Below are 21,602 nucleotides of genomic sequence, written 5' to 3' on the forward strand. Positions count from 1 at the left end.
CCGCCCGTCTCGGCCAGAATCTTGGTGATCGCCGCCGTCAGCGACGTCTTGCCATGGTCAACGTGACCGATCGTGCCGATGTTGCAGTGCGGCTTCGTGCGTGAAAACTTTTCCTTGGCCATGGCCCGGACTCCTTAGCGAATTTTCAAAGTGATCAGATGCCTCAGGCGTATTTCGCCTGAACCTTGGCGGCCTCGGCGGCCGGCACCTGTTCGTAGTGATCGAACTGCATGGTGAAGTTGGCGCGGCCCTGCGAGAAGGAGCGCAACTGGTTGACGTAGCCGAACATGTTGGCCAGCGGCACCATCGCATTGACGACGACCGCATTGCCGCGCATGTCCTGGCCCTGGATCTGGCCGCGACGCGAGTTCAGATCGCCGATGACCGAACCGGTATATTCTTCCGGGGTCACCACTTCGACCTTCATGATCGGCTCGAGAAGAACCGAACCGCCCTTCTGGAGGGCTTCGCGAGTAGCGGCGCGCGAGGCGATTTCGAAGGCGAGGACCGAGGAGTCAACGTCGTGGAAACCGCCGTCATACAGGGTCGCCTTCATGTCGACGACCGGGAAGCCGGCAAGAATGCCCGCGCCCATCACGCTCTGGATGCCCTTGTCGACGCCGGGGACGAATTCCTTGGGAACCGCGCCGCCGATGATCTTCGACTCGAACACATTGCCCGCGCCGATTTCATTCGGCTCGAAGATGATTTTCACGCGAGCGAACTGGCCTGTGCCGCCGGTCTGCTTCTTGTGCGTGTAATCGATGTCGACCTTCTTGGTCAGCTTTTCGCGATACGCGACCTGCGGAGCGCCGATGTTGGCGTCGACCTTGTAGGTGCGCCGCAGAATGTCGACCTTGATGTCGAGATGCAGTTCGCCCATGCCCTTCAGAATGGTCTGGCCGGATTCCTGATCGGTCGACACGCGGAAGGACGGATCCTCGGCGGCCAGCTTGGCGAGCGCAATGCCCAGCTTTTCCTGGTCGGCCTTGGTCTTCGGCTCGATGGCGATCTCGATGACCGGATCGGGGAATTCCATGCGCTCCAGGATGACGGGCTTGTGCAGGTCGCAAAGCGTGTCGCCGGTACGGGTTTCCTTGAGGCCGGCCAGCGCGACGATGTCGCCGGCATAGGCCTCCTTGATGTCTTCGCGGTTGTTGGCGTGCATGAGCAACATGCGGCCGACACGCTCTTTCTTGTCCTTGGTAGAGTTGAGCACGGTCGTGCCCGATTCCACCTTGCCGGAATAGACGCGGCAGAAAGTGATGGTGCCGACGAAGGGGTCGTCCATGATCTTGAAGGCGAGCATGGAGAAGGGATCGGTGTCGACCGGCTCGCGGGTCATCACTTCGCCCGTGTCCATGTCGACGCCCTGGATCGCTTCGCGATCGATCGGGCACGGCAGGAAGTCGACGACAGCGTCGAGCAGGGGCTGTACGCCCTTGTTCTTGAAAGCCGAGCCGCAGAACACCGGATGGAAGGCGATTTTCCGCACGGCGGCGCGGATCATGCGCTTGATGGTCGCCTCGTCCGGCTCGACGCCGTCCAGATAGGCAGACATCACCTCGTCGTCCATTTCGACGGCGGCCTCGATCATCTTCTCGCGATATTCCTTGGCCTGCTCAAGCAATTCGGCCGGAATTTCCTCGTCGTGATATTTCGCGCCAAGACCCTCGTCGTCCCACACCACCGCCTTCATGCGGATGAGGTCGATGATGCCCTTGAAATTGTTTTCCGAGCCGATCGGCAACTGGATGCAGACCGGACGGCCGCCAACGCGGGTCGTGATGTCCGACACGCATTTGAAGAAGTCGGCGCCGATCTTGTCCATCTTGTTGACGAAGCAGATGCGCGGAACGGCATATTTGTCGGCCTGGCGCCAGACGGTCTCCGTCTGCGGCTCCACGCCCTGGTTGCCATCGAGCACGCATACCGCGCCGTCGAGCACGCGCAGCGAACGCTCCACTTCGATGGTGAAGTCGACGTGGCCGGGGGTATCGATGATATTCAGACGCTTGCCGTTCCAGAACGTGGTCGTCGCGGCGGACGTGATGGTGATGCCGCGCTCCTGCTCCTGCTCCATCCAGTCCATCGTCGCGGCGCCTTCATGCACTTCGCCGATTTTGTGGGACTTGCCGGAATAGTAGAGAATGCGTTCGGTCGTCGTCGTCTTGCCCGCATCGATGTGGGCCATGATGCCGAAGTTACGGTAGTCTTCGATCGGATGACTGCGCGGCATGGTCAAGTTCCTTGGCTGACGCCCTACTAGAGTTGGGTTTTACCAGCGATAGTGCGAGAAGGCGCGATTGGCTTCAGCCATGCGGTGGGTGTCTTCACGCTTCTTGACCGCGTTGCCACGGTTGTTGGAAGCGTCGAGCAGTTCCGCCGACAGGCGGTCGACCATGGTCTTGTCGTTGCGGTCTCGGGCGGCCGAAATGATCCAGCGGATCGCCAGGGCCTGGCGACGCTCGGTGCGCACTTCGACCGGCACCTGATAGGTGGCGCCGCCGACGCGGCGCGAGCGGACTTCGATCGCCGGAGCGACGTTTTCAAGCGCCTGCTTGAAAACACCGAGCGGATCGACCTTGGCCTTGGCCTGGACGATATCGAAGGCGCCATAAACGATCTGTTCGGCGGCCGACTTCTTGCCGTCGTACATGATCGAGTTCATGAACTTGGCAAGGACGGTATCGCCATATTTGGCGTCCGGGATGACTTCGCGCTTTTCGGCGCTGTGACGACGCGACATGTTCGCTCCTAAATTTCTTACTTCGGACGCTTGGCGCCGTATTTCGAACGGCGCTGCTTGCGGTCCTTGACGCCTTGGGTGTCGAGCACGCCGCGCAGGATATGGTAGCGCACGCCGGGCAAATCCTTGACGCGGCCGCCGCGGATCATCACCACGGAATGTTCCTGCAGGTTGTGGCCTTCGCCCGGAATGTAGCCGATGACCTCAAAACCGTTGGTGAGACGAACCTTCGCGACCTTGCGCAGAGCCGAGTTCGGCTTCTTCGGGGTGGTCGTATAGACGCGAGTGCACACGCCGCGCTTCTGCGGGCTGGCCTGCAGATGGCGAGATTTCTCGCGATAAATTTTCGGTTGCCGCGGCTTGCGGATCAACTGGCTGATTGTCGGCATCCATCGCCCTTCCGAAGCGAGTAGTTTAACGATTTTCCCCGAACGCGACGATTTCCCGCCGGTCCGGCCATCTCGACAAAGAGCTTCAAAGCCCTATGGCGAAACGAACGAGCGCCTTCAGCCCAAGGGCTTCCGGCGCTGAAAGACAGAGGACCAACGTTTGAGTCGCCGATCGTGTCGATGAACGATTCCCGAGGGAATCGGATTGACTTGTTAAGTCGTAATGATGGTCGACAGCGTTTAGACTGCTTGGGTTTCCGGCGAGGCGCTGGAAAACATGCCCGTCTACGGCCTGTCTCGAGTGGGCGGAACATAGAAGCGAGATTCTTTGCAGTCAACCATTTTCGTCATGGCTTGTTCGTAAAAATGCGCTTCTGCGTCGGAATCCACGCGCGCTATTCCTTTGCGTGACTACCCAGCACGGATAGCCTGCCAGATTGGAGCAACCCGATGAAATCCTACCGCAAGGAATTATGGTTCGAAACGCCGGGACGACGCGCCTTCCTCAATATCACGCCGCAGGTCGAAGGCGCCCTGCGCGAGAGCGGCGTCCGCGAAGGTCTTTTGCTGGTCAACGCCATGCACATCACGGCCTCCGTGTTCATCAACGACGACGAGAGCGGGCTTCACCATGACTATGAAATCTGGCTGGAAAAGCTGGCGCCGCACGAGCCGGTTTCGGGCTATTGGCACAACCGGACCGGCGAGGATAATGCCGACGCCCATATGAAACGTCAGGTCATGGGCCGCGAAGTCGTGGTGGCGATCACCGGCGGCAAGCTCGATTTCGGCCCCTGGGAGCAGATCTTTTACGGCGAATTCGACGGCGGCCGCCGCAAGCGCGTGCTGGTAAAAATAATCGGCGAGTAGGATCGATTTTCGCCGCCGCCTTGCGCCCTGCCCCCCAAAAATCTAAACCTCGCGGAAAGCCGAGGAAATTATGACCGAATTCCAACCGAAATCCGATTTTCTGCGCACCCTTTCCGCGCGGGGCTTCATCCATCAGTGTTCCGACCTGGAAGGGCTGGACCGGAAGGCTCTTTCCAGCGACCTCGTCGCCTATATCGGCTTCGACTGCACTGCGCCCTCGCTGCATGTCGGCTCGCTGCTGCCAATCATGATGCTGCACTGGCTGCAACAAACCGGCGGCAAGCCGATCGCGCTCATGGGCGGCGGCACCACCCGCGTGGGCGACCCGTCCGGCAAGGACGAAAGCCGCAAGATCCTGACCGTCGAGCAGATCGAATCGAACAAGCTTTCGATCCAGAAGATCTTCGAAAAATTCCTCACCTTCGGCGCGGGAAAAACCGACGCGCTGTTGAGCGACAACGAGGAATGGCTGTGCAAACTCAATTACATCGACTTTTTGCGCGATGTGGGCCGGCATTTTTCGGTCAACCGCATGATGGCGATGGATTCGGTCAAGCTGCGGCTGGAGCGCGAGCACGAGCTTTCGTTCATCGAATTCAATTATATGTGCCTGCAAGCCTATGATTTCGTGGAATTGAACCGACGCCACAACTGCCTGCTGCAGATGGGCGGCTCGGATCAATGGGGCAATATCGTCACCGGCCTCGACCTTGGCCGCCGGATGGGGACGCCGCAGCTCTACGCCCTGACTTCGCCGCTGCTGACCACCGCTTCCGGCGCCAAAATGGGCAAGACCGCCGCCGGGGCGGTCTGGCTCAACGCCGACATGCTGCCGGTCTATGATTACTGGCAATATTGGCGCAACGCCGAGGACGCCGACGTCGCGCGGTTTCTAAAACTGTTCACCACCTTACCGCTGGACGAGATTTCAAAACTCGCAAGCCTCGAGGGCGCGGAAATCAACGAGGCGAAGAAGCTGCTGGCCAATGAGGCGACGGCGCTGCTGCACGGCCGCGAGGCTGCGGAACAGGCCGCCGATACCGCGCGGAAAACCTTTGAGGAAGGCGTGTTGGCGCAGAGCCTGCCGACGGTTACCTATCCTCGGAGCGAGCGCGAAACAATGGGCGTACTCACTGCCGCAGTCCTAGCCGGCCTTGTTAGCTCTACCGGAGAGGCTCGCCGACTCATCAAGAGCCGTGGCTTACAGGCCAATAATGTTGTGGTGACCAACGAACGAGACGTTTTGTCGTCGTTCGATCTGATCGACGGCGTTACCAAACTGTCAGTCGGCAAGAAAAAGATTGTGTTGCTAAAGCCGGAGTAAAAGCAGCTGTCATTGCGAGCGCAGCGAAGCAATCCAGAGCCAGCTTACGGCCTCTGGATTGCCGCGTCGCTTACGCTCCTCGCAATGACGGCGTTGGTATGTTACCGCGCCGCCAAAAACCCCTTGAGCCTTTTCAAAGCCTCGATCATGTCGGCCTCAGCGCCGGCATAAGACAGGCGCAGCGACAAATGGCCGAGCTTGGGGTCGAAATCGACTCCGGGCGTCGCCGCGACGCCGGCGCGATGCAGCAGGTCATGGCAAAACTGGGTCGAATCGCCGGTGAAACGGCTGATGTCGGCATAGAGATAAAAGGCGCCGTCGGCGGGCGCGAGATCGCCGAGCCCCAGTTCCGGCAGCCCGTTCAGCAAGATATCGCGGTTGCGCCGGTAGCCCTCCTTCACCGCCTCGAGTTCTTCTTTTGCCTCGAACGCCGCCTCGGCCGCGATCTGGGACAGGGTCGGCGCCGATATGGCGAGCGATTGCTGCAGCCGCTCGATCGGTCGAATCAATTCGGGCGGCGCGACCAGCCAGCCGATTCGCCAGCCGGTCATGCAATAATATTTGGAGAAGGAATTGACGACGATCGCCTGATCGGAAAAAGCCAGCGCCGTCTGCGCCGGGCGGGAAAAGGTCAGGCCATGATAGATTTCGTCGGAAATGAACTTGACGCCCTCGGTCTCGCAAAAAACCGCGATGTCGCGCAGTTGCTGGACGCTCAGCATGGCGCCGGTCGGATTGGCCGGGCTCATCGCCAGAACGCCGTCGAGCCTTTGCGCCGCATGGGCCTTTGCCAGCGCCGCCGCCGTCATCGCGAAGCCGTTTTCGGAATTGACCGGCACATCGACGGTCTCGACGCCAAGGGCGGCGAAAATATTGCGATAGGCCGGATAGCCGGGATTGGGGATCGCCACCCTCGCGCCGGCGTCGAACAGCGTCAGAAAAGCCATGATGAAAGCGCCGGAAGAGCCGGTGGTGATCGCCACGCGCTGCGGATCGACGTCTATTCCAAAGTTTTCAGCGTAATGGCGGGCGATGCGCTGGCGCAACGACAACAGGCCGAGCGCGTCGGTGTAGCCTATGGGCCCTCCCGCCAGCGCCGCCATGGCGGCCTCTCGCACCAGGCGCGGCGGCGGCGCGCAAGGCTCGCCCACTTCCATATGGACGATCCGCTCGCCCGCCTGTTCCTTGAGCGTGGCCTCGCGCTTGACATCCATGGCGATGAAAGGCGCGATGGATGCGCGGCGGGCCGGCGCCAGATTTTTGATCGTCTCGATATTCAAGGACATGGTTTCGCCACTGAAACAATTTAGCGGGTGGGAAAATGACGCCGCAATTCGACCCCGTGCACGATCTGGTGCATAAGCAGCGTTAGATTTTTCTTCGGGAGTTGTCCATGTTCGACCTGCGCCGCAAGGCGATCTTCGCCGCCCTGAGCCTCGCGGCTTTCGCTTTCCCCGCCCATTCGGCGGAGTTCAACGCCGCCCAGAAAGCCGAGATCGAGGCCATCGTCCATTCCTATCTCGTCGAACATCCGGAAGTGCTGCGCGAGGTTTCGGTCGAGCTGGAAAAGCGCCAGAAAGTCGAAGAAGCCGATCTGCGCGGCCACGCCATCGCGGATAACAAGCAGGCTCTGTTCAATTCGCCCTTCCAGGCGGTGGTTGGAAATCCCAAGGGCAAGATCACCCTGGTGGAGTTCTTCGATTACAATTGCGGCTATTGCAAGCGCGCCCTTTCCGATCTGGTCAACCTGATGAAGGCCGAGCCGGAACTGCGTGTCGTGCTCAAGGATTTCCCTGTGTTAGGCCCCAACTCGATCGAGGCCGCCCAAGTCGCCTCAGCCGCGCGCAAACAGATTACCGGCGATAAATTCTTCGAATTCCATCAAAAACTGCTGATGACCCATGGCCCGGTCGGCCGCGAACAGGCGCTGGCCGTCGCCAAGGATCTCGGCCTCGACATGGACAAGCTGCAGAAGGACTCGAAAGACCCCTCGATTCACGCGGGCATCGAGGAAGTGATGAAAATGGCCGATTCGCTCGCCCTGACCGGCACCCCGTCCTATGTCGTCGGGGACGAAGCGGTGGTCGGCGCGGTCGGCATGGCGGAGTTGAAGACCAAGGTCGACGCCGTCGGCAAGTGCGGCAAGACCGTGTGCTGATGGCTCTTAAAGCCCCTCCCACTTCTCGATGACCCAATCCTCCGCCTTGGCGCCTTCGCGCCAGGCGGAAAAGGCCGGCAGGCCCAAAATCGCGTCGCAATATTTTTCCGTGCGCGCTGCGACCGGCAGCGAGTATGTGTCGATCCGGCTGACCAGTGGCGCGAAAAAAGCGTCGGCGGCGCTGAAATCGCCAAACAGGAACGGTCCCCTGGCGGCTGAGAAAATCGCTTCGATGCGGGCGAGGTCAGCCTGCGCCGCCTCGTCGATCTCGCGCGGCCCGGCGCGTTTGTCGCGGCGGAAATTTGTCGGGCAGTTCTGGCGAAAGGCCTGAAAGCCGGAGTGCATTTCGCAGCAGAGCGCCCGCGCATGGGCGCGGTCGCGCGCGTCCTTGGGCCAGATGTTTTTTTGCGGAAATTTTTCGGCCAGATATTCGACAATGGCGAGCGAATCCCAGATCGCCAGATCGCCGTCGAGGAGCACCGGAACTTTTCCCGTCGGCGCCACAGCCAGCATTTTTTCGCGCGAGCCTTCGACAAAGAGCGGCGTCACCACTTCGACGAAGGCAATCTCCAGCGCCCGCATCGCCAGCCAGGGCCGCAGCGACCACGACGAATAGGCCTTGTTGCCGATGAACAGGGTCATGGACATGGCGGTCAGAACCTTTTCGCCGCGGGATCTTCTGGCGGCTCGAACGGCGCGCCGGATTTCTTCCAGGCGGAAAAACCGCCCTCGATATGGGCCACCGGCGCCAGCCCCATGCGCTGGGCGAGATGGGCCGAAAGCGCCGAGCGCAAGCCGCCGGCGCAGAAGAACACGAAAGTCTTGTCCTCCTGGAACTGCGGCTTGGCATAGGGGCTGGCCGGATCGATCCAGAATTCCAGCATGCCGCGCGGACAATGGAAGGCGCCGGGAATGCGCCCCTCGCGCGCCAGTTCGCGCGGGTCGCGCAGATCGACGAACAATACGTCGCCACGGCCGAGCATGGCCTGCGCTTCGTCCAGATTAAGCGTTTTGATCGAGGCGTTGGCTTCGGCCAGCATCTGCTGGACGCTGTAAGTGATTCGAGAGGGCATGGCATTGCTCCTGGCTTTGGACGATAGGACCGCAAGCAATATCGCGCGTCAACTTACCCTCCTTGACCGCGGAAGGGGATTTGCCGAAAAGGCGGCATGATTGAAAATGACCCCCTAGCCCAGGCGATTCTCGCGCTTTGCGCCGCCGCCAGCCCCGGCAAGACCATCGACCCGACCGAAGCCGCGAAATTCTACGCCCGCCAGCGCGAGGAGGACGAGCTTGCCTGGCGCTCCCACCTGACCCAGGTTCGCGCCCGCGCCGTCGCCTTGGCGCGGCAGGGCCGCCTGGTGATTTATCGCAAGGGCAAGCCGGTCGATCCCGACGATTTTCGCGGCGTCTATCGCCTCGGCCTGCCCAGCGGCGATTGATCCGGGCAAGAGGGCGCCACGATGTTCTTCGTTGTTTCCAAACTCGTCTGGTTTATCGCCTCGCCGCTGCATTTGCTGCTGATCGCCCTCGGGGCCGGATTGTTTTTCGCCTCGCGGCGTTGGTACGGCCGCCCTTTGGCTATCGCCGCCGCGACCGGGCTGGTGCTGATGGCCTTTTCTCCTCTCGGCGCCCTGTTGCTGCGGCCGCTGGAGGACCGTTTTCCCATGCAGTCGCCGATCATGGCGCCGCCCAAGGGCATCATCGTGCTCGGCGGCGCGCTGGACGAGCGCACGACCGCGGCCCGCGGCCAGACCAGCCTCAACGAGGCGGCGGAAAGAATGACCGCGGCGGCGGCCCTGGCGCGACGTTATCCGCAAGCGCTGCTGGTTTTTTCCGGCGGCTCCGGCTCGCTGATCGACGGCAGCGTCAAGGAAGCGCAAACCGCCCATAGAGTCTGGAGCGAACTCGGCGTGCCGGAAAGCCAGATGATGTTCGAGGACCAGTCGCGCAATACCTATGAAAACGCCGTCTTCACCCAAAAACTCGTTCATCCTCGGAAGGACGACAAATGGCTGTTGGTGACTTCGGCCTATCACATGCCGCGCTCGATCGGCATTTTTCGCGCTTTGGGGATGAATCCCCTAGCCTTCCCGGTCGATTATCGCACCGATGGCAATGACGCAGATTATCGGCCGCCGGTCGACGGCACGCTGGCGATGCGCAATGTCGAGACCGCGCTGCGGGAATGGGTTGGATTGGTCGCCTATCGGCTTACCGGCAAGACCGACGCGCTCTTTCCAGCGCCGTAATCCCTCAGTTTGACGCAAACCCGTTGGTTTTCAACCAGACTTGCCAATCCTTGGTGTCGCCGTAGAAAGCGTTGCGGTCGACGCGGGTCGGAATGCCGCGCACCCAGCCATCGGACTGGTACTGCCAGAAATGCCAGGCGCGATCGCCATATTTCACCGAGGGGCGGTGCTTGGTCGAGCGAATCCACATCGGGTATTCGCCCAGGGCGTTGCCATAGAAAATCGCCTCATGAAAATCGACCGTCGTGTAAATGATCGGGCGCTTGCCGTAGTAACGCTCCATTTCGACCAGCATGGCCTTGATGTCGCGCAGGGTCTGCTCGCGTTCCAGATGGCGCGGACAGGTCGGCGAAGTCGGCGTCGCCTCGACATCGAGCACGGGCGGCAAAGCGCCGGGATCGCTCGGCACCGTCTTTTCGAACAGCGCCATTTGCTCCTGCCAGGGGCGGCACCAATAGACGAAATGATAGCCGCCATGCGGCAGGCCGGCAGCCTTGGCGCCGTTCCAGTTCTGCAGGAATTTCGGATCGATGCGGTCGCCGCCCTCGGTCGCCTTGATATAGGCGAATTGCACGCCGCCCTCATGGACGGCCATCCAATCGACGTTGCCTTGATATTTGGAGACATCGACGCCGTGGATGGCAAAATTGCGCGCAAGCTCCGTCGCTTCCGTTTCCTTGTAATTGCCGGGACGCGCGCCGGTCAGCATCGGCCTGTCGGGCAAGGCCGTGGGGCCGGGACCGCAGGCGGCGAGCGAAAGCAGCGCGAAAAGGGGCGCCAATTTCGAAAGGGACTTGAGCGGAACTTCACACATGCGGGCAAGTTACCCCTTAGGCGGTAAGAAGTCCTTAATATGCGTCAACTTGGACTTGAGCCGAATTTTTGCCGTTTGGCAAGACTCAGGTTGTTTTTCGCCCTGGCGCGCTTTGCGCAAAAACCTTAATTTTCACGAGCTCCAGCGTCTTGGCTCTTGCAATGTTGCGTCGCAGCAACCAAAACAGCCAAGCTTTTTCACGGGCGCATGAATGCGTCCCTCGGGCGGAAGTTTTGCTTTGATGGCAAACAGAGCATTAATCGCTGCGGTGCTGCTCGCCGGCCTTTGTGGGGGCGCTCGCGCGCAAACCTGCGGGCCCAATGCGCTGGGCGTTTCGCGCACGATGGCCGTTGGCGGCGCGACACAATTCGGGCTGAAAACCTACCCGCGAACCCTCGATCTCAAGGACCATGAAGTGGTCCTGACCTTCGACGACGGGCCGGCGCCGACGACGCCCGCCGTGCTGGCGGCGCTCGACGCCCAATGCGCCAAGGCGACCTTCTTCCTGATCGGCCGCAACGCCGCGGAGCGCCCCGACCTGGTGCGGCGCGAAATCGCGGCGGGCCATACGGTCGGGCATCATTCCTTTTCGCATCCGGCGCGCTCGCTCGCCGGCCTGTCGCTGGAGGCGGCGCTCGCCGACGTCGATCGCGGCGTGGCGGCGGTGGACAAGGCCGCCGGGGGCAAGGATTCGAAATTCTTCCGCTTTCCCGGTTTCGGCGATTCCCCGGAATTGCTGGCGGCTCTGGCGGCTAAGAACATGCCGGTGTTCGGGACCGATCTCTGGGCTTCGGACTGGAACAGGATGACGCCGCAGGCGGAGCTGGAACTGGTGATGGGACGGCTGCGCCGCGCCGGGGGCGGAATTTTGCTGCTGCACGACATCCACAAACAGACTGCGGACATGCTGCCGATGCTGCTCGCCCGGCTTAGGGAAGAGAATTTTCATCTGGTCCACCTCATTCCCGGCGATTCGCCGGCTCCGATGCGCCCTGCCCCGGCGGGCTGGAAATCCGAGACGGAAGCCTATTTCGAGCATTGGGGGAATTTACGCGCGGCGAAAGCGGCCAGGGCGGCGCAACAGGCTTCGCCGATGCAGGAGCAGAAAAAGGCGCCGGTTGCGCCAGCGGCTGCTGTCCCGGCGCCGGAGGCGCCTGCGCCAAAACCCTGATGCTCGGGCGACGCCAAAAACGATAACGGCGCCCAAAAAGGGCGCCGTTCATCAGACCAAATTCATAAATTTGGTGCGGCCAAGAGGACTCGAACCTCCACCCCGGTTAAAGGACTAGCACCTCAAGCTAGCGCGTCTACCAATTCCGCCATGGCCGCAGGAAAAGATTGGTTTGGCCGAAGCCGAACAATCGGTAGGCGCGTCGTCTAACAAATCGCTTCCACCGTGGCAAGCAGTTCGCGTCATTTAATCCCCGCCGCGACAAGCCGGTTGCAATCGTCCGCGCCTTCCTTAGTTTCAATGGCCTCATTCGCTCAGTCGTCGCGAGTTCCGACTTGTCCAGAGCCACAAGAATATTCCTCTCGATCCTGGCGCTTTGCATCGGCTTCGGGCTCCTCGCCAGTTGGCGTGTCGGAACCGAAATGATCTGGCGGCGCAAGGAGGCGACAATCGCCGCCGCCGTCGCGCCTGCCAGCGATTTGACCATTTCCACGCCGGACGGAATGACGTTGGGCGCGACCTATTGGCCAGGCAAAAATCCGAATTCTCCCGGCGTGCTGCTTTTGCACGGCCTCGGCGAATCACGGCAGGCCTTCGCGGCCAACGCCGACTGGCTTGCAAAACAGGGTTATGCGGTGTTGACCATCGACTTTCGCGGCCATGGCCAGTCAAGCGACGCGCCCCATTCCTTCGGCCTGGAAGAATCCATGGATGCGCAAACGGCTTTCGATTGGCTCAAAAAGAGCCAGCGCGGAGCGCCCGTCGGGGTGATCGGCATTTCGCTCGGCGGCGCGGCGGCCCTTTTGGGCAAAAACGGGCCGGTTCCCGCGGACGCGCTCGTGCTTCAGGCGGTTTTCCCCGACATCAGGCGGGCGATTCGCAACCGGATCGCCGCCCATTTGCCAGCGCCCCTTGCCTATGCGCTCGAACCGCTGCTGAGCTATCAATCGCCGATGCGATTCGGCGTCTGGCCGGACCGGATTACGCCGGTCGAGGCGCTGAAATCCTATAAAGGGCCAGTCTTGATCGTCGGCGGCGCCAACGATTCATTTACGCCCCCTTCGGAATCGCGCGAAATGTTCGCGGCGGCGACAGAACATAAAGAATTCCTGCTGCTGCGGGGGCTGAACCATTTCCAGGCGGCGGCAGCCAAATCGGACCAGTATCGCGGAGAAATTCTGAAATTTTTCGCCTCGACGCTGGGCGCGCCATAGCCTTTTCCGATCCGATTCGATCGGATCGGAAAAGGCTCCAGTTTTCTGTCTTTACGCGTTTTCTTCACGCGAACCGGCATCCACTTCGCTTGAAAACGCTTTTGGGTCCATAAGGCGATATGCAAAACCTGCGCGGCCAAAACCAAACCTCGTTAAAACCGCTGCCCGGCGCAGCGGCAGTGGAATGGCGCATCGCCGACGATCCGGTCGCCTATGACGACGCCGTGGCCTTCATGGAGGCGCGCGTCGCCGAAATCGCCGAGGGGCGAGCCAGCGAACTGGTCTGGCTGGTCGAGCATCCCGCGCTCTATACCGCGGGAACTTCGGCAAAACCGCAGGACCTGATCGATTCGCGCTTTCCGGTGCACGAGACCGGGCGCGGCGGCCAGTTCACCTATCACGGCCCCGGCCAGCGCGTGGCCTATGTCATGCTCGATCTCAGCCGCCGGCAAAAGGACGTGCGCGCCTTTGTCGCGGCGCTTGAGGCGTGGATCGTGGCGACGCTGGCGCTGTTCAACATCAGCGGCGAGACCCGGGAGGATCGCGTCGGCGTCTGGGTGGCGCGGCCCGACAAGAAGCCCGGCAGGAAAAATGAGCCAGCCGAGGACAAGATCGCCGCCATCGGCGTGCGGATGCGGCGCTGGGTGTCGTTTCACGGCATAGCGATAAATGTCGAGCCGGACCTGTCACATTTTTCCGGCATCGTGCCCTGCGGCATCAAGGACGACCATCTGGGCGTGACCAGCCTTGTCGATCTCGGCCTTCCAGTGGCCATGGCCGATGTCGATGTGGCGCTACGCCGGGCCTTTGAAGAAATTTTCGGGCCGACGGTCGGGTCTCCGCCTTAAGACCCCGGCGCCGTACGCAAGACCTGGTCGGCGCGCTCCTCGAAAGCAGAGGCGAATTTGCGGAACGCCGCGTCGAACATGTGTCCCATCAGCGTCGCCAGGGCGCGGCTGCGGAATTCATAGGCGATGAAGAAATCGACACGGCACTGGCCGCCTTCGGCCTCGGCGAAAAGCCAGCTATTCTCCAGATGGCTGAAGGGCCCATCGACATATTCAACGTCGATGCGCCGCCCGTCCCGGTCGAGCGCGACCCGGCTGGCGAACTTTTCCTTTATCGCCTTGTAGCCGACCTCCATGTCGGCGATCAGCGTCTCACTTCCTCCCTGCCCGGCGAAACGCCGGCGGACTCGCAGCGACTGGCACAAAGGCACGAATTGTGGATAGGATTCCACATCCGCCACCAGATCGAACATCTGCTGCGGCGTGTGCTTGACGACATGGCTGGTGCGAAAGCTTGGCATTTCACACTCACACGCCAGTTTCTCGTTTTGACGCGTTTTCTTTGCGCGAACCGGTGTCCGGTTCGCTCGAAAACGCTATGCCGGCGCGCCTTTTGGCGCGCAGGCGCTCGAAGTCCTCGCCGGCATGATGCGACGATCGCGTCAGCGGCGTGGCGGCAACCAGCGCGAAACCCTTGGCGTAGGCGATGGCTTCGTAGGCCTTGAAGGCTTCGGGTCGAATAAACGCCTCGACGGGATGATGTTTGCGCGTCGGCTGCAGATATTGGCCGATGGTGAGGAAATCGACCTCCGCCGACCGCAGGTCGTCCATCAATTGCAGCACTTCATTGCGCTCTTCGCCCAGCCCGACCATGATGCCGGACTTGGTGAAAATGTCGCCGTCCAGCTCCTTGACCTTCTGCAGCAGGCGAAGCGAGTGGAAATAGCGCGCTCCGGGCCGGACCTTGAGATATTTCGACGGCACGGTTTCGAGATTGTGGTTGAACACGTCCGGCCGGGCTTCGACCACGCGCTCCAGCGCGCCGGGCTTGCGCAGGAAATCGGGCGTCAGGATTTCCACCGTGGTCGCCGGGCTGGCGGCGCGGATCGCCGCGATCACCGCGGCGAAATGGGCGGCGCCGCCGTCATCCAGATCGTCGCGGTCGACCGAGGTGATGACCACGTGGGTCAAACCAAGTTTCGCCACCGCCTCGCCGATATGGCCGGGCTCCTTGGCGTCGAGGGGAGCGGGCAGGCCGGTCTTTACATTGCAGAAGGCGCAGGCGCGGGTGCAGACGTCGCCCATGATCATGAAAGTGGCGTGTTTCTTTTCCCAGCATTCGCCCATGTTCGGGCAGCCGGCTTCTTCGCAGACCGTCACCAATTTGTTGGCCTTGACGATGGCGTTGGTCTCGGCCCAGCCGGCCGATCCCGGCGCCTTGACGCGGATCCATTCCGGCTTGCGCAATACGGGCTGGTCTGGCCGATGCGCCTTTTCAGGATGACGCGGCCGCGCCTCCTCCGAATTCTTGCGGGGGTCCGAATTGAGCAGGTCGAGCACCACGGCCATGGTCGTTTTCCGTAAAGTGGGATCGTTCACATAAGCTTTTCCGCGCCGCGCCGCAAATGGCGGCTCACAATAACAACCCATAAGGATTTTCGATCAGTTGTCGAAAGGTGTCGAGCAGCATGGCCCCGGCGATTTCGTCCATGGCGCGGCGGTCGATGGCCAGGGTGACGCTTAAGGTTGCAGCGACCGCGGGAACGCCATCTTCGACGACGACGCGATTATCCGCCTCGCCGATGGCAAGAACCAAGGTCCATGGCGCGACGACCACGGGAAAGACGCGCTTGACGCCGAAATCGCCGAAATCAAGGACGAGGCTGGAGCCGGCCGTATGCGGGGGGCTGAATAAGCGGCCGGCCATGAACCGCGCGCGCGAAGCGGCGATTTCCGCCAGGGTCAGGTTTTCGGCCGAAGCCAGCGTCGGCGCGGCAAGCCTGCCCTCGACCGCGAGGCCCAGCGCGATGTCGCATTGTCGCGCGGGAGCGAACCCGTTGGTCCCGCGGGCCATGTTGGCGCGCGGCGTACGATGCAGGGCCAGGGCCAGGGCCTTGACCACGCAATCGACAAGCGAGATCGGCGCGCTAATTTCCTGTCGTGCCGATTCGTTGAGCCTGGTCCGTAGTTTTTCCAGCGCTTCGATGTTGCAATCGGCTTCGAGATGCGCCTGCGGCTCCCATTTTACGCCCGGCAGTAAAAGCGGGCTCTCGCCGCGCTCGCCGAATGGCGCAAGGTTGCGCGCAAGGTCGGGCGCCTGCTCGTGATCGTCCGTGCGCTCCGCCAGCGCCGCCCGCACGTCGCGCTCTACGATCCGGCCATGGGGACCGCTGCCGGCGACCGCCGCCAGATCGCAACCGGCTTCGTGCGCCAGCCGCCGGGCGCGCGGCGAGACGGGCGGCCGGCCCTTCTCCCCCGGAGGCGCTGGCGCGTCATCCATTCGCGGGTGTCGATGGGGCGCAGGGCGCGGATCGATCAAGGCGATGGGACGATCGACCGCGATCGGCGCCGAGCCTTCCTCGACCAGCAGCCGCACCAGCACGCCGGACTGGGGCGCCTCGACATCCATGGTGGCGCTCTCGGTGGCGATTTCGGCGATGGGGTCGCCCACCTCGACGAAATCGCCCTCGCGCCGCAGCCAGCGCTTCAACCGCCCTGCCCCCATGGAGGGTTCGACGGCAGGCATCAACACGTCTTTTCCCATGATCCCCGCCCCCGGCCGCCAAAAAAATTAATTCAGGGCGCCGCGATCCGTCTCGAGACGGTCGAAGGCCACTTCCAGCGCCAGCCGGATTTCAGCCAAAGCCTGTTCGGCGGCGATCGGCGTTTCGCGGCCGTAAACCTCGGCCACCTGCCGCGCCAGTTCGGCCAGCAACTGCCCCCACATTTCCGGCGCGGCAAAAGCCCGCTGCATCGTCAGAGACAAGGCTCCGTCGGTCACGAACAGCCGCAGGATTTCCGTGCCGCCATTAACCTCGACATCGGGCGGCAAGGACAACTCTCGTCTTTCTTCAGGCATTTTTGTTTTTTATCCCTCGGGTTAGCTCCACAGGGCGTCTTGAGGACGCCCGTCTTTCGACGGGCTGTCGGTCGCGTTCGCTCCTGGCCGGATCGAGCAGGGATCGCCTGCTCCACCCGGCATCACTCTTTCAGATAGAGCACCGCCTTGACCGCCGCGACGACATCCGCCGGTTTGGGCAAGGCCAGTTTTTCCAGATTGGCGGCGTAGGGCATGGGAATGTCCTTGCCGCTGACGCGCAGCACCGGCGCGTCGAGATCGTCGAAAGCTCGTTCGACGATTCGGGCGCAGATTTCGGCGCCGATTCCCGATTGCGGCCAGCCCTCCTCGACGATCACGCAGCGGCCGGTCTTGCGCACCGAGGCGAGAATCGTCGGCATGTCGAGCGGTCGCAGGGTCCGCAAATCAATCACTTCCGCGTGGATTCCCTCCAGGCCAAGCATTTCCGCCGCTTTCAGCGCCAGCCCGACTCCGTGGGAAAAAGCGATCAGCGTCACGTCGCCGCCCGCGCGAAATACATTGGCCGAGCCGATCTCGACCAGATGATCCTTCTCCCGAGGCGCCGGAAAACTCTGGTTGTAGAGTTGTTCGTGCTCCAGAAAGATCACCGGATTGGGGTCGCGGATCGCCGCCTTGAGCAGGCCCTTGGCGTCGGCGGCGCTATAGGGCGCGACGACTTTCAGGCCGGGAATATGGGCGAACCAGGCGGAAAAATCCTGCGCGTGCTGGGCGCCGACGCGCGAGCGCGCGCCATTGGGACCGCGAAAGACGATGGGACAATTGAGCGCGCCGCCCGACATGTACAAGGTCTTGGCCGCCGAATTGACGATATGGTCCATCGCCTGAAGGGCAAAATTGAAGCTCATGAATTCGATCACCGGTTTCAACCCGGCCATGGCGGCGCCGACGCCGAGACCGGCGAAGCCATGTTCGGCGATGGGCGAATCGACGACGCGGCGGGCGCCGAACTCCTGCATCAGGCCCTGCGTGATCTTGAAGGCGCCTTGAAAGTCGCCAACCTCCTCGCCGAGAATGAAAACGTCCGGGTCGCGGCGCATTTCCTCGGCCAGAGCCTCGCGCAAAGCCTCGCGCACGGTGATGTCATGCGCTGCAAAGCGCCGTTCTTCCGCTTCGGGAGCGGCTTTTTCGGTCCCCTCGCACAATTCGTGCGCAAAAATGGCCGGTTCGATCAACGCGATCGGCGAATCGACGGCGACATTTTCCGCTCCCTCGGGCGCAAGTATTCGCGCAAGCACGCCGGATTCGATCGCCTCGACCTCCATCGTCGCCTTGTCGGTCTCGATTTCGGCGAGTATATCGCCCGCCTCGACGCGCTCGCCCTCCCGCTTCAGCCACTTGGCAAGTTTGCCGAATTTCATTTCGGGCGAAAGCGCCGGCATCAGCACATGGGTCGCCATGAAAATCTCCGATCGACTTCCCTCATTGCACGAACGCCGTGCTGGACCAACGCCGTCAAATCAACACGTCTGTTTCCAGGTCGCCCGCGTCCGGCTCCGGGCAATTCGCCGCAAATTCCGCTGCTTCCACGACGATCGAGCGGACGCGGGCGTCGATCGCCTTGAGATCGGCCTCCTGGGCCAGACCAGCGCTCAAAATCTTTTCGCGCAACCTCTCCAGGGGATCCGGCGCCAAGCTGGCCCGGCCCTCGTCCTTGCGGCGATATTTGGCCGGATCGGCCATGGAATGGCCGCGATAGCGCTCGGTCCCCATTTCCAGAATCATCGGCCCCGCGCCTTCCCTGGCGCGGGAAATGGCGCGCACGCCCGCCTCGCGCACCGATTGAACGCACATCCCGTCCACCTGTTCGCCGGGAATATTGAAAGCGGCGCCGCGCTGGGCAAGAATGGCGGCGTCGGAACCGGCGCTCCCGGGATGCGCGCGGTTGTTCTCGATCACATAGACAATCGGCAGGCGCCAGCGCGAAGCCATGTTGAAACTCTCCGCGACCTGGCCCTGATCGGCGGCGCCGTCGCCGAAAAAAGCGACGCAGACCCGGCCGTCGCCACGATAGGCGTTGGCGAAGGCCAGGCCCGTGCCGATCGACACCTGCGCCGCGACAATGCCATGGCCGCCATAAAATTCGCATTCGGGCGCAAACATATGCATCGAGCCGCCCTTGCCGCCGGACAGTCCGCCGCGCCGCCCTGTCATTTCCGCCATCACCGCTTTCGGATCGGCGCCGCAGGCGAGCAAATGCCCGTGGTGCCGGTAGGAGGCGATGAACTGGTCCGATGGGCCGGCCGCCAGCCTCATGCCGACCACCACCGCTTCCTGCCCGATATAGAGATGACAAAAGCCGCCGATCAGGCCCATGCCGAATAATTGACCGGCCTTTTCCTCGAAACGGCGAATCAGCAGCATGGCGCGGTAGAGCGAAACCTCGTCGCCGTCTCCGAGAAATTCCGCCAGGCGCCGATTGTCGCCCGGAGAGGAAAAGGAAGCGTCGGCCATTTACCCTCCGGCTTTCCGCGCCCTTTTTTTGCAAGGGATTCGCGACGGTTTTTCGAGCCAAAGCTAGCCCGAAGCCGAAGAAAAAGCGAGATGGCTGGCGCGCGTCAATCCACGTGGCGTGGCGGTGCTTCAGTCCATGCGCCGGGGTGTGGCGGATTCGGGCTTGGGCGCCGGCAGGAAGACCAAAAGATCGTTCTTGTTGACGCGGTTCAAAAGGTTGCGCGCTTCCTCGTCGAGCAGGTCACGGTCGATGTCCGGCCCGCGCAGCAGGTCGATGCGCTTCTGCCAATTGGCCTTTTCCGCCCGCACTATCTTGAGCTGGGTCTCGATATCGGCCATCTGGCGGCGATATTCCAGATCGGCCTTGATGCCGCGCTCGCCGTGGAAGGCGTGCCAGACGAAAAAGCCGCCCACCGCCCCGGACAAGACGTGGAAGACAAGCGGCAGCAGGATGGAGGCGAGACGCGTGCGGACGACCATGCGAGTATTTTGCCGCGATAAGGTTAGGCGTCGGTTAAAATCCGGCAAGGTTGCAGCCGTTTGAGCGCGCGGCCCGAATTTTGAAGCCTGTTGGGCAAGGCCCGGCGTTTGTCTCGCTCAGAGACAAACGGGCCGATAGAGCAACCAATTCGGGACCCAACCCATGTCCAATCTGGGATTTTCCCTCGACCGCAATTTCACCGCCAGCAACGCCACGCGGCGCGCGGGCAGCCTTCCGCCCGTCATAAGCTTGTCGGATCGTGAGGAGAGCTCGAATCCCGTTTTGCTCGGCGCCATTGCGTTCGCGGCGGCGCTGTTTGGCGCGCTGGCGGGGCTGTTCCTGTTCTGACGCCGCCCAGCCCGTTCAGCGGCGGAAAAGCCGGAGATTTCTTTGCGTCGCGGTGAAGGCCCAGAGCGAAAAGGCCGCATAGGGCAGGAAGACGCCGATCTTGACCGCTTCGAACCAGTCCGGCTCGGCGGAAATGGAAAAAGTAAGAGTGGCGCCATTCCGCACGGATAAAGGCGCGGCATTTTCGCGAGCCGGCTCGATGGACTGCTCCTGGCTCACCCATTGCTCGGCTTCGCTCGCCGCCTGCGAGGGAAAAGGCGCAAGCTCGCGCGAAGACGGATCGGCCGCCGATTTTTTCGGGATCTGGATGGCGATGGTCTTCTTGCTCATGCGGCTTGCCTCTCGTGCCTAGGAAAAACCAGCTCCGCCAAACGCTTCATCTCCCTCGCCGCCTCGCTGCGCGGCGCCGATTCAAGGACCGACAGGCCCTGCGCGGCGCTTTCCGCATAGATGACGCGCTGGATCAGCGCAACGTCGAGCGCCGGCGTATCGGGGAACTGGTCGAGCGCCGAGGCGAAATCGCGGCCGATGGCGGTGTTGGTGATCTTGCGGTTGATAACGAAGGCTGAGCGCAAATTCTCGCGGTAGATGCGCGCCTCGCGGATCAGTTGAACCGTCTCGGTCGCGGCCCAGACGTCATAAGGCGAGGGCTGGACCGGAATCAGCACCATGTCGCTGGCGAGAATGGCCGCCCGCGCCAGTTCGTTTACACGGGGCGCGCCGTCGATCACCACGACGTCGTAATTCTTCGCCAGGGCCGGGATTTCACGGTGCAAGGTGGGCTTGGCCATGCCGACCACGACAAAAGCCGGTTCGGCTTCGCGGGCGCTGGACCAGGCCAGGGCGCTGGCTTGCGGATCGGCATCGACCAGCAGGACGCGACAGCCAGCCTGAGCAAAACAGGACGCCAGATTGACGGCGATCGTCGTCTTGCCCACGCCGCCCTTCTGATTCAGCACGCCAACAATCATCGAGGCCGCCTTTTCGCAGGCGCCGGGATCGAAAATGATTCGGCTCTCCCGCCTGCTGCGAAAGGTTGTCAATAATTAACCAGGTTGGCAATGGAAGGGACAGGACTATCCCCAGGTCTTCCCGAGCTGATCGAGATTGGCGCGGGCCAGATCCTCCGGATTCATGGCGACGCGGAATTCGACATCGGCCTCGAAAGTCAGGTACCAGGGTTCGGCCAAGGCCGGGATATCCGACGAGTCCTTGACGTCCACGGCCAGAACGGCGCCGCGTTGACCGTTCTGTTCAGTGAAATAGACGGCCTCGGGTTTGATATGTTCAAGAATGGCGCTCATTTTCGATCCGACCGTCCCGTCGCGCACGGCGCTGTTGAACGGCTCCAACGGAAAAATGATGTTCATGAGCATGCGCATCTTGGCCCCTCCAGCTTGACACGTTGCAGGCTAGCCCAGGCGCCTGCAAAGCCGAAACGATAAATCGTGGAAAGCGCCTCCACAAAAACAAAAAGGGACGCGCAGCGGCGC

The 21,602-nt window shown here is 62.0% G+C and carries 27 protein-coding genes and 1 tRNA gene; 9 read left to right on the forward strand and 19 right to left on the reverse strand.

Features of this window, described 5'->3' with window-relative positions; translation table 11 throughout:
• The 4 genes from ACLP2E_RS04615 to rpsL all read right to left on the reverse strand — a co-directional run.
• The coding region (locus tag ACLP2E_RS04615) for a GTP-binding protein (protein ID WP_442465302.1) at positions 1 to 122 on the reverse strand (122 nt) is incomplete at its 3' end.
• Positions 123 to 163: 41 nt separating this feature from the next.
• Positions 164 to 2,239, reverse strand: a complete 2,076-nt coding sequence (gene fusA, locus ACLP2E_RS04620) for an elongation factor G (RefSeq protein ID WP_442461479.1) — start codon at positions 2,237 to 2,239, stop codon at positions 164 to 166.
• 39 nt (positions 2,240 to 2,278) lie between these two features.
• On the reverse strand, positions 2,279 to 2,749 hold the full coding sequence (gene rpsG, locus ACLP2E_RS04625) for a 30S ribosomal protein S7 (protein WP_442461478.1): 471 nt from the start codon (positions 2,747 to 2,749) through the stop codon (positions 2,279 to 2,281).
• A gap of 17 nt (positions 2,750 to 2,766) precedes the next feature.
• Entirely contained in the window at positions 2,767 to 3,138 is a 372-nt protein-coding gene (rpsL, locus tag ACLP2E_RS04630) for a 30S ribosomal protein S12 (protein ID WP_442461477.1), read from the reverse strand.
• Between the two features lie 450 nt (positions 3,139 to 3,588).
• Here rpsL and ACLP2E_RS04635 point away from each other — a divergent pair, with 450 nt between their 5' ends.
• Together ACLP2E_RS04635 and tyrS are read left to right on the forward strand one after the other, a co-directional pair.
• Positions 3,589 to 4,008, forward strand: a complete 420-nt coding sequence (locus ACLP2E_RS04635) for a secondary thiamine-phosphate synthase enzyme YjbQ (protein WP_442461476.1) — start codon at positions 3,589 to 3,591, stop codon at positions 4,006 to 4,008.
• Positions 4,009 to 4,078: 70 nt separating this feature from the next.
• Positions 4,079 to 5,332, forward strand: coding sequence for a tyrosine--tRNA ligase (gene tyrS / locus ACLP2E_RS04640; protein WP_442465278.1), 1,254 nt, complete (start codon positions 4,079 to 4,081; stop codon positions 5,330 to 5,332).
• A gap of 101 nt (positions 5,333 to 5,433) precedes the next feature.
• Here tyrS and ACLP2E_RS04645 read toward each other — a convergent pair whose 3' ends face one another.
• Positions 5,434 to 6,618: a pyridoxal phosphate-dependent aminotransferase gene (locus tag ACLP2E_RS04645; protein ID WP_442465279.1), complete on the reverse strand. Its 1,185-nt coding sequence runs from the start codon at positions 6,616 to 6,618 to the stop codon at positions 5,434 to 5,436.
• Between the two features lie 107 nt (positions 6,619 to 6,725).
• Here ACLP2E_RS04645 and ACLP2E_RS04650 point away from each other — a divergent pair, with 107 nt between their 5' ends.
• Positions 6,726 to 7,490: a DsbA family protein gene (locus tag ACLP2E_RS04650; RefSeq protein WP_442461473.1), complete on the forward strand. Its 765-nt coding sequence runs from the start codon at positions 6,726 to 6,728 to the stop codon at positions 7,488 to 7,490.
• A gap of 6 nt (positions 7,491 to 7,496) precedes the next feature.
• On the opposite strand, the gene ACLP2E_RS04655 is transcribed toward ACLP2E_RS04650, so the two are convergent.
• Complete coding sequence (locus ACLP2E_RS04655; RefSeq protein ID WP_442465280.1) at positions 7,497 to 8,138, reverse strand: glutathione S-transferase family protein; 642 nt, start codon at positions 8,136 to 8,138, stop codon at positions 7,497 to 7,499.
• Positions 8,139 to 8,143: 5 nt separating this feature from the next.
• Positions 8,144 to 8,563: a rhodanese-like domain-containing protein gene (locus ACLP2E_RS04660; protein WP_442461471.1), complete on the reverse strand. Its 420-nt coding sequence runs from the start codon at positions 8,561 to 8,563 to the stop codon at positions 8,144 to 8,146.
• 96 nt (positions 8,564 to 8,659) lie between these two features.
• On the opposite strand from ACLP2E_RS04660, the gene ACLP2E_RS04665 reads away from it, so the two are divergent.
• Positions 8,660 to 8,932, forward strand: a complete 273-nt coding sequence (locus ACLP2E_RS04665) for a DUF3253 domain-containing protein (RefSeq protein WP_442465281.1) — start codon at positions 8,660 to 8,662, stop codon at positions 8,930 to 8,932.
• Positions 8,933 to 8,953: 21 nt separating this feature from the next.
• Positions 8,954 to 9,742 (forward strand): YdcF family protein, encoded by a 789-nt coding sequence (locus ACLP2E_RS04670; RefSeq protein ID WP_442465282.1) that lies wholly within the window; start codon positions 8,954 to 8,956, stop codon positions 9,740 to 9,742.
• Between the two features lie 4 nt (positions 9,743 to 9,746).
• On the opposite strand, the gene ACLP2E_RS04675 is transcribed toward ACLP2E_RS04670, so the two are convergent.
• Positions 9,747 to 10,556 carry a glycoside hydrolase family 25 protein gene (locus tag ACLP2E_RS04675; protein ID WP_442461468.1) on the reverse strand — a complete coding sequence of 270 codons (810 nt, stop codon included), beginning with the start codon at positions 10,554 to 10,556 and terminating at the stop codon, positions 9,747 to 9,749.
• Between the two features lie 241 nt (positions 10,557 to 10,797).
• On the opposite strand from ACLP2E_RS04675, the gene ACLP2E_RS04680 reads away from it, so the two are divergent.
• Complete coding sequence (locus tag ACLP2E_RS04680; protein WP_442461482.1) at positions 10,798 to 11,727, forward strand: polysaccharide deacetylase family protein; 930 nt, start codon at positions 10,798 to 10,800, stop codon at positions 11,725 to 11,727.
• Between the two features lie 71 nt (positions 11,728 to 11,798).
• On the opposite strand, the gene ACLP2E_RS04685 is transcribed toward ACLP2E_RS04680, so the two are convergent.
• A tRNA-Leu gene (locus tag ACLP2E_RS04685) sits at positions 11,799 to 11,885 on the reverse strand.
• 177 nt (positions 11,886 to 12,062) lie between these two features.
• Here ACLP2E_RS04685 and ACLP2E_RS04690 point away from each other — a divergent pair.
• Together ACLP2E_RS04690 and lipB are read left to right on the forward strand one after the other, a co-directional pair.
• Positions 12,063 to 12,941 carry an alpha/beta hydrolase gene (locus ACLP2E_RS04690; RefSeq protein WP_442461467.1) on the forward strand — a complete coding sequence of 293 codons (879 nt, stop codon included), beginning with the start codon at positions 12,063 to 12,065 and terminating at the stop codon, positions 12,939 to 12,941.
• A 119-nt stretch (positions 12,942 to 13,060) separates the two neighbouring features.
• Positions 13,061 to 13,789 carry a lipoyl(octanoyl) transferase LipB gene (gene lipB, locus ACLP2E_RS04695; RefSeq protein WP_442465283.1) on the forward strand — a complete coding sequence of 243 codons (729 nt, stop codon included), beginning with the start codon at positions 13,061 to 13,063 and terminating at the stop codon, positions 13,787 to 13,789.
• On the opposite strand, the gene ACLP2E_RS04700 is transcribed toward lipB, so the two are convergent.
• The 7 genes from ACLP2E_RS04700 to ACLP2E_RS04730 form a co-directional block, all read right to left on the reverse strand.
• Positions 13,786 to 14,250 (reverse strand): type II toxin-antitoxin system RatA family toxin, encoded by a 465-nt coding sequence (locus ACLP2E_RS04700; protein ID WP_442461465.1) that lies wholly within the window; start codon positions 14,248 to 14,250, stop codon positions 13,786 to 13,788. The genes lipB and ACLP2E_RS04700 overlap by 4 nt on opposite strands.
• Positions 14,251 to 14,257: 7 nt before the next feature.
• Entirely contained in the window at positions 14,258 to 15,298 is a 1,041-nt protein-coding gene (gene lipA, locus ACLP2E_RS04705; protein WP_442461481.1) for a lipoyl synthase, read from the reverse strand.
• 64 nt (positions 15,299 to 15,362) lie between these two features.
• On the reverse strand, positions 15,363 to 16,475 hold the full coding sequence (locus ACLP2E_RS04710; RefSeq protein ID WP_442465303.1) for a 2-oxo acid dehydrogenase subunit E2: 1,113 nt from the start codon (positions 16,473 to 16,475) through the stop codon (positions 15,363 to 15,365).
• A 45-nt stretch (positions 16,476 to 16,520) separates the two neighbouring features.
• Positions 16,521 to 16,808: a DUF5076 domain-containing protein gene (locus tag ACLP2E_RS04715; protein ID WP_442465284.1), complete on the reverse strand. Its 288-nt coding sequence runs from the start codon at positions 16,806 to 16,808 to the stop codon at positions 16,521 to 16,523.
• A 122-nt stretch (positions 16,809 to 16,930) separates the two neighbouring features.
• Positions 16,931 to 18,226, reverse strand: a complete 1,296-nt coding sequence (locus ACLP2E_RS04720) for a pyruvate dehydrogenase complex E1 component subunit beta (protein WP_442461463.1) — start codon at positions 18,224 to 18,226, stop codon at positions 16,931 to 16,933.
• 55 nt (positions 18,227 to 18,281) lie between these two features.
• Complete coding sequence (gene pdhA / locus ACLP2E_RS04725) at positions 18,282 to 19,280, reverse strand: pyruvate dehydrogenase (acetyl-transferring) E1 component subunit alpha (RefSeq protein WP_442461462.1); 999 nt, start codon at positions 19,278 to 19,280, stop codon at positions 18,282 to 18,284.
• Between the two features lie 129 nt (positions 19,281 to 19,409).
• On the reverse strand, positions 19,410 to 19,760 hold the full coding sequence (locus tag ACLP2E_RS04730) for a septum formation initiator family protein (protein WP_442461461.1): 351 nt from the start codon (positions 19,758 to 19,760) through the stop codon (positions 19,410 to 19,412).
• Between the two features lie 163 nt (positions 19,761 to 19,923).
• Between ACLP2E_RS04730 and ACLP2E_RS04735 the strand changes: the two genes are divergently transcribed.
• Complete coding sequence (locus ACLP2E_RS04735; RefSeq protein WP_442465285.1) at positions 19,924 to 20,109, forward strand: hypothetical protein; 186 nt, start codon at positions 19,924 to 19,926, stop codon at positions 20,107 to 20,109.
• Between the two features lie 15 nt (positions 20,110 to 20,124).
• Here ACLP2E_RS04735 and ACLP2E_RS04740 read toward each other — a convergent pair whose 3' ends face one another.
• From ACLP2E_RS04740 to ACLP2E_RS04750, 3 genes are all read right to left on the reverse strand, one after another.
• Positions 20,125 to 20,439: a hypothetical protein gene (locus tag ACLP2E_RS04740; protein ID WP_442465286.1), complete on the reverse strand. Its 315-nt coding sequence runs from the start codon at positions 20,437 to 20,439 to the stop codon at positions 20,125 to 20,127.
• Complete coding sequence (gene parA, locus ACLP2E_RS04745; RefSeq protein WP_442461458.1) at positions 20,436 to 21,080, reverse strand: ParA family partition ATPase; 645 nt, start codon at positions 21,078 to 21,080, stop codon at positions 20,436 to 20,438. The genes ACLP2E_RS04740 and parA overlap by 4 nt, the downstream gene beginning before the upstream one ends.
• Positions 21,081 to 21,185: 105 nt before the next feature.
• Positions 21,186 to 21,491, reverse strand: coding sequence for a hypothetical protein (locus tag ACLP2E_RS04750; protein ID WP_442461457.1), 306 nt, complete (start codon positions 21,489 to 21,491; stop codon positions 21,186 to 21,188).
• Positions 21,492 to 21,602: the final 111 nt, after the last annotated feature.

Source organism: Rhodoblastus sp. (assembly GCF_052145335.1).
Classification (GTDB): Bacteria; Pseudomonadota; Alphaproteobacteria; order Rhizobiales; family Beijerinckiaceae; genus Rhodoblastus.

Coding starts and splice junctions, on each gene's coding strand:
- fusA (WP_442461479.1), bottom strand. CDS start 2,239: ATGCCGCGCAGTCATCCGATCGAAGACTACCGTAACTTCGGCATCATG.
- rpsG (WP_442461478.1), bottom strand. CDS start 2,749: ATGTCGCGTCGTCACAGCGCCGAAAAGCGCGAAGTCATCCCGGACGCC.
- rpsL (WP_442461477.1), bottom strand. CDS start 3,138: ATGCCGACAATCAGCCAGTTGATCCGCAAGCCGCGGCAACCGAAAATT.
- ACLP2E_RS04635 (WP_442461476.1), top strand. CDS start 3,589: ATGAAATCCTACCGCAAGGAATTATGGTTCGAAACGCCGGGACGACGC.
- tyrS (WP_442465278.1), top strand. CDS start 4,079: ATGACCGAATTCCAACCGAAATCCGATTTTCTGCGCACCCTTTCCGCG.
- ACLP2E_RS04645 (WP_442465279.1), bottom strand. CDS start 6,618: ATGTCCTTGAATATCGAGACGATCAAAAATCTGGCGCCGGCCCGCCGC.
- ACLP2E_RS04650 (WP_442461473.1), top strand. CDS start 6,726: ATGTTCGACCTGCGCCGCAAGGCGATCTTCGCCGCCCTGAGCCTCGCG.
- ACLP2E_RS04655 (WP_442465280.1), bottom strand. CDS start 8,138: ATGTCCATGACCCTGTTCATCGGCAACAAGGCCTATTCGTCGTGGTCG.
- ACLP2E_RS04660 (WP_442461471.1), bottom strand. CDS start 8,563: ATGCCCTCTCGAATCACTTACAGCGTCCAGCAGATGCTGGCCGAAGCC.
- ACLP2E_RS04665 (WP_442465281.1), top strand. CDS start 8,660: ATGATTGAAAATGACCCCCTAGCCCAGGCGATTCTCGCGCTTTGCGCC.
- ACLP2E_RS04670 (WP_442465282.1), top strand. CDS start 8,954: ATGTTCTTCGTTGTTTCCAAACTCGTCTGGTTTATCGCCTCGCCGCTG.
- ACLP2E_RS04675 (WP_442461468.1), bottom strand. CDS start 10,556: ATGTGTGAAGTTCCGCTCAAGTCCCTTTCGAAATTGGCGCCCCTTTTC.
- ACLP2E_RS04680 (WP_442461482.1), top strand. CDS start 10,798: ATGGCAAACAGAGCATTAATCGCTGCGGTGCTGCTCGCCGGCCTTTGT.
- lipB (WP_442465283.1), top strand. CDS start 13,061: ATGCAAAACCTGCGCGGCCAAAACCAAACCTCGTTAAAACCGCTGCCC.
- ACLP2E_RS04700 (WP_442461465.1), bottom strand. CDS start 14,250: ATGCCAAGCTTTCGCACCAGCCATGTCGTCAAGCACACGCCGCAGCAG.
- lipA (WP_442461481.1), bottom strand. CDS start 15,298: ATGGCCGTGGTGCTCGACCTGCTCAATTCGGACCCCCGCAAGAATTCG.
- ACLP2E_RS04710 (WP_442465303.1), bottom strand. CDS start 16,475: ATGCCTGCCGTCGAACCCTCCATGGGGGCAGGGCGGTTGAAGCGCTGG.
- ACLP2E_RS04715 (WP_442465284.1), bottom strand. CDS start 16,808: ATGCCTGAAGAAAGACGAGAGTTGTCCTTGCCGCCCGATGTCGAGGTT.
- ACLP2E_RS04720 (WP_442461463.1), bottom strand. CDS start 18,226: ATGGCGACCCATGTGCTGATGCCGGCGCTTTCGCCCGAAATGAAATTC.
- pdhA (WP_442461462.1), bottom strand. CDS start 19,280: ATGGCCGACGCTTCCTTTTCCTCTCCGGGCGACAATCGGCGCCTGGCG.
- ACLP2E_RS04730 (WP_442461461.1), bottom strand. CDS start 19,760: ATGGTCGTCCGCACGCGTCTCGCCTCCATCCTGCTGCCGCTTGTCTTC.
- ACLP2E_RS04735 (WP_442465285.1), top strand. CDS start 19,924: ATGTCCAATCTGGGATTTTCCCTCGACCGCAATTTCACCGCCAGCAAC.
- ACLP2E_RS04740 (WP_442465286.1), bottom strand. CDS start 20,439: ATGAGCAAGAAGACCATCGCCATCCAGATCCCGAAAAAATCGGCGGCC.
- parA (WP_442461458.1), bottom strand. CDS start 21,080: ATGATTGTTGGCGTGCTGAATCAGAAGGGCGGCGTGGGCAAGACGACG.
- ACLP2E_RS04750 (WP_442461457.1), bottom strand. CDS start 21,491: ATGCGCATGCTCATGAACATCATTTTTCCGTTGGAGCCGTTCAACAGC.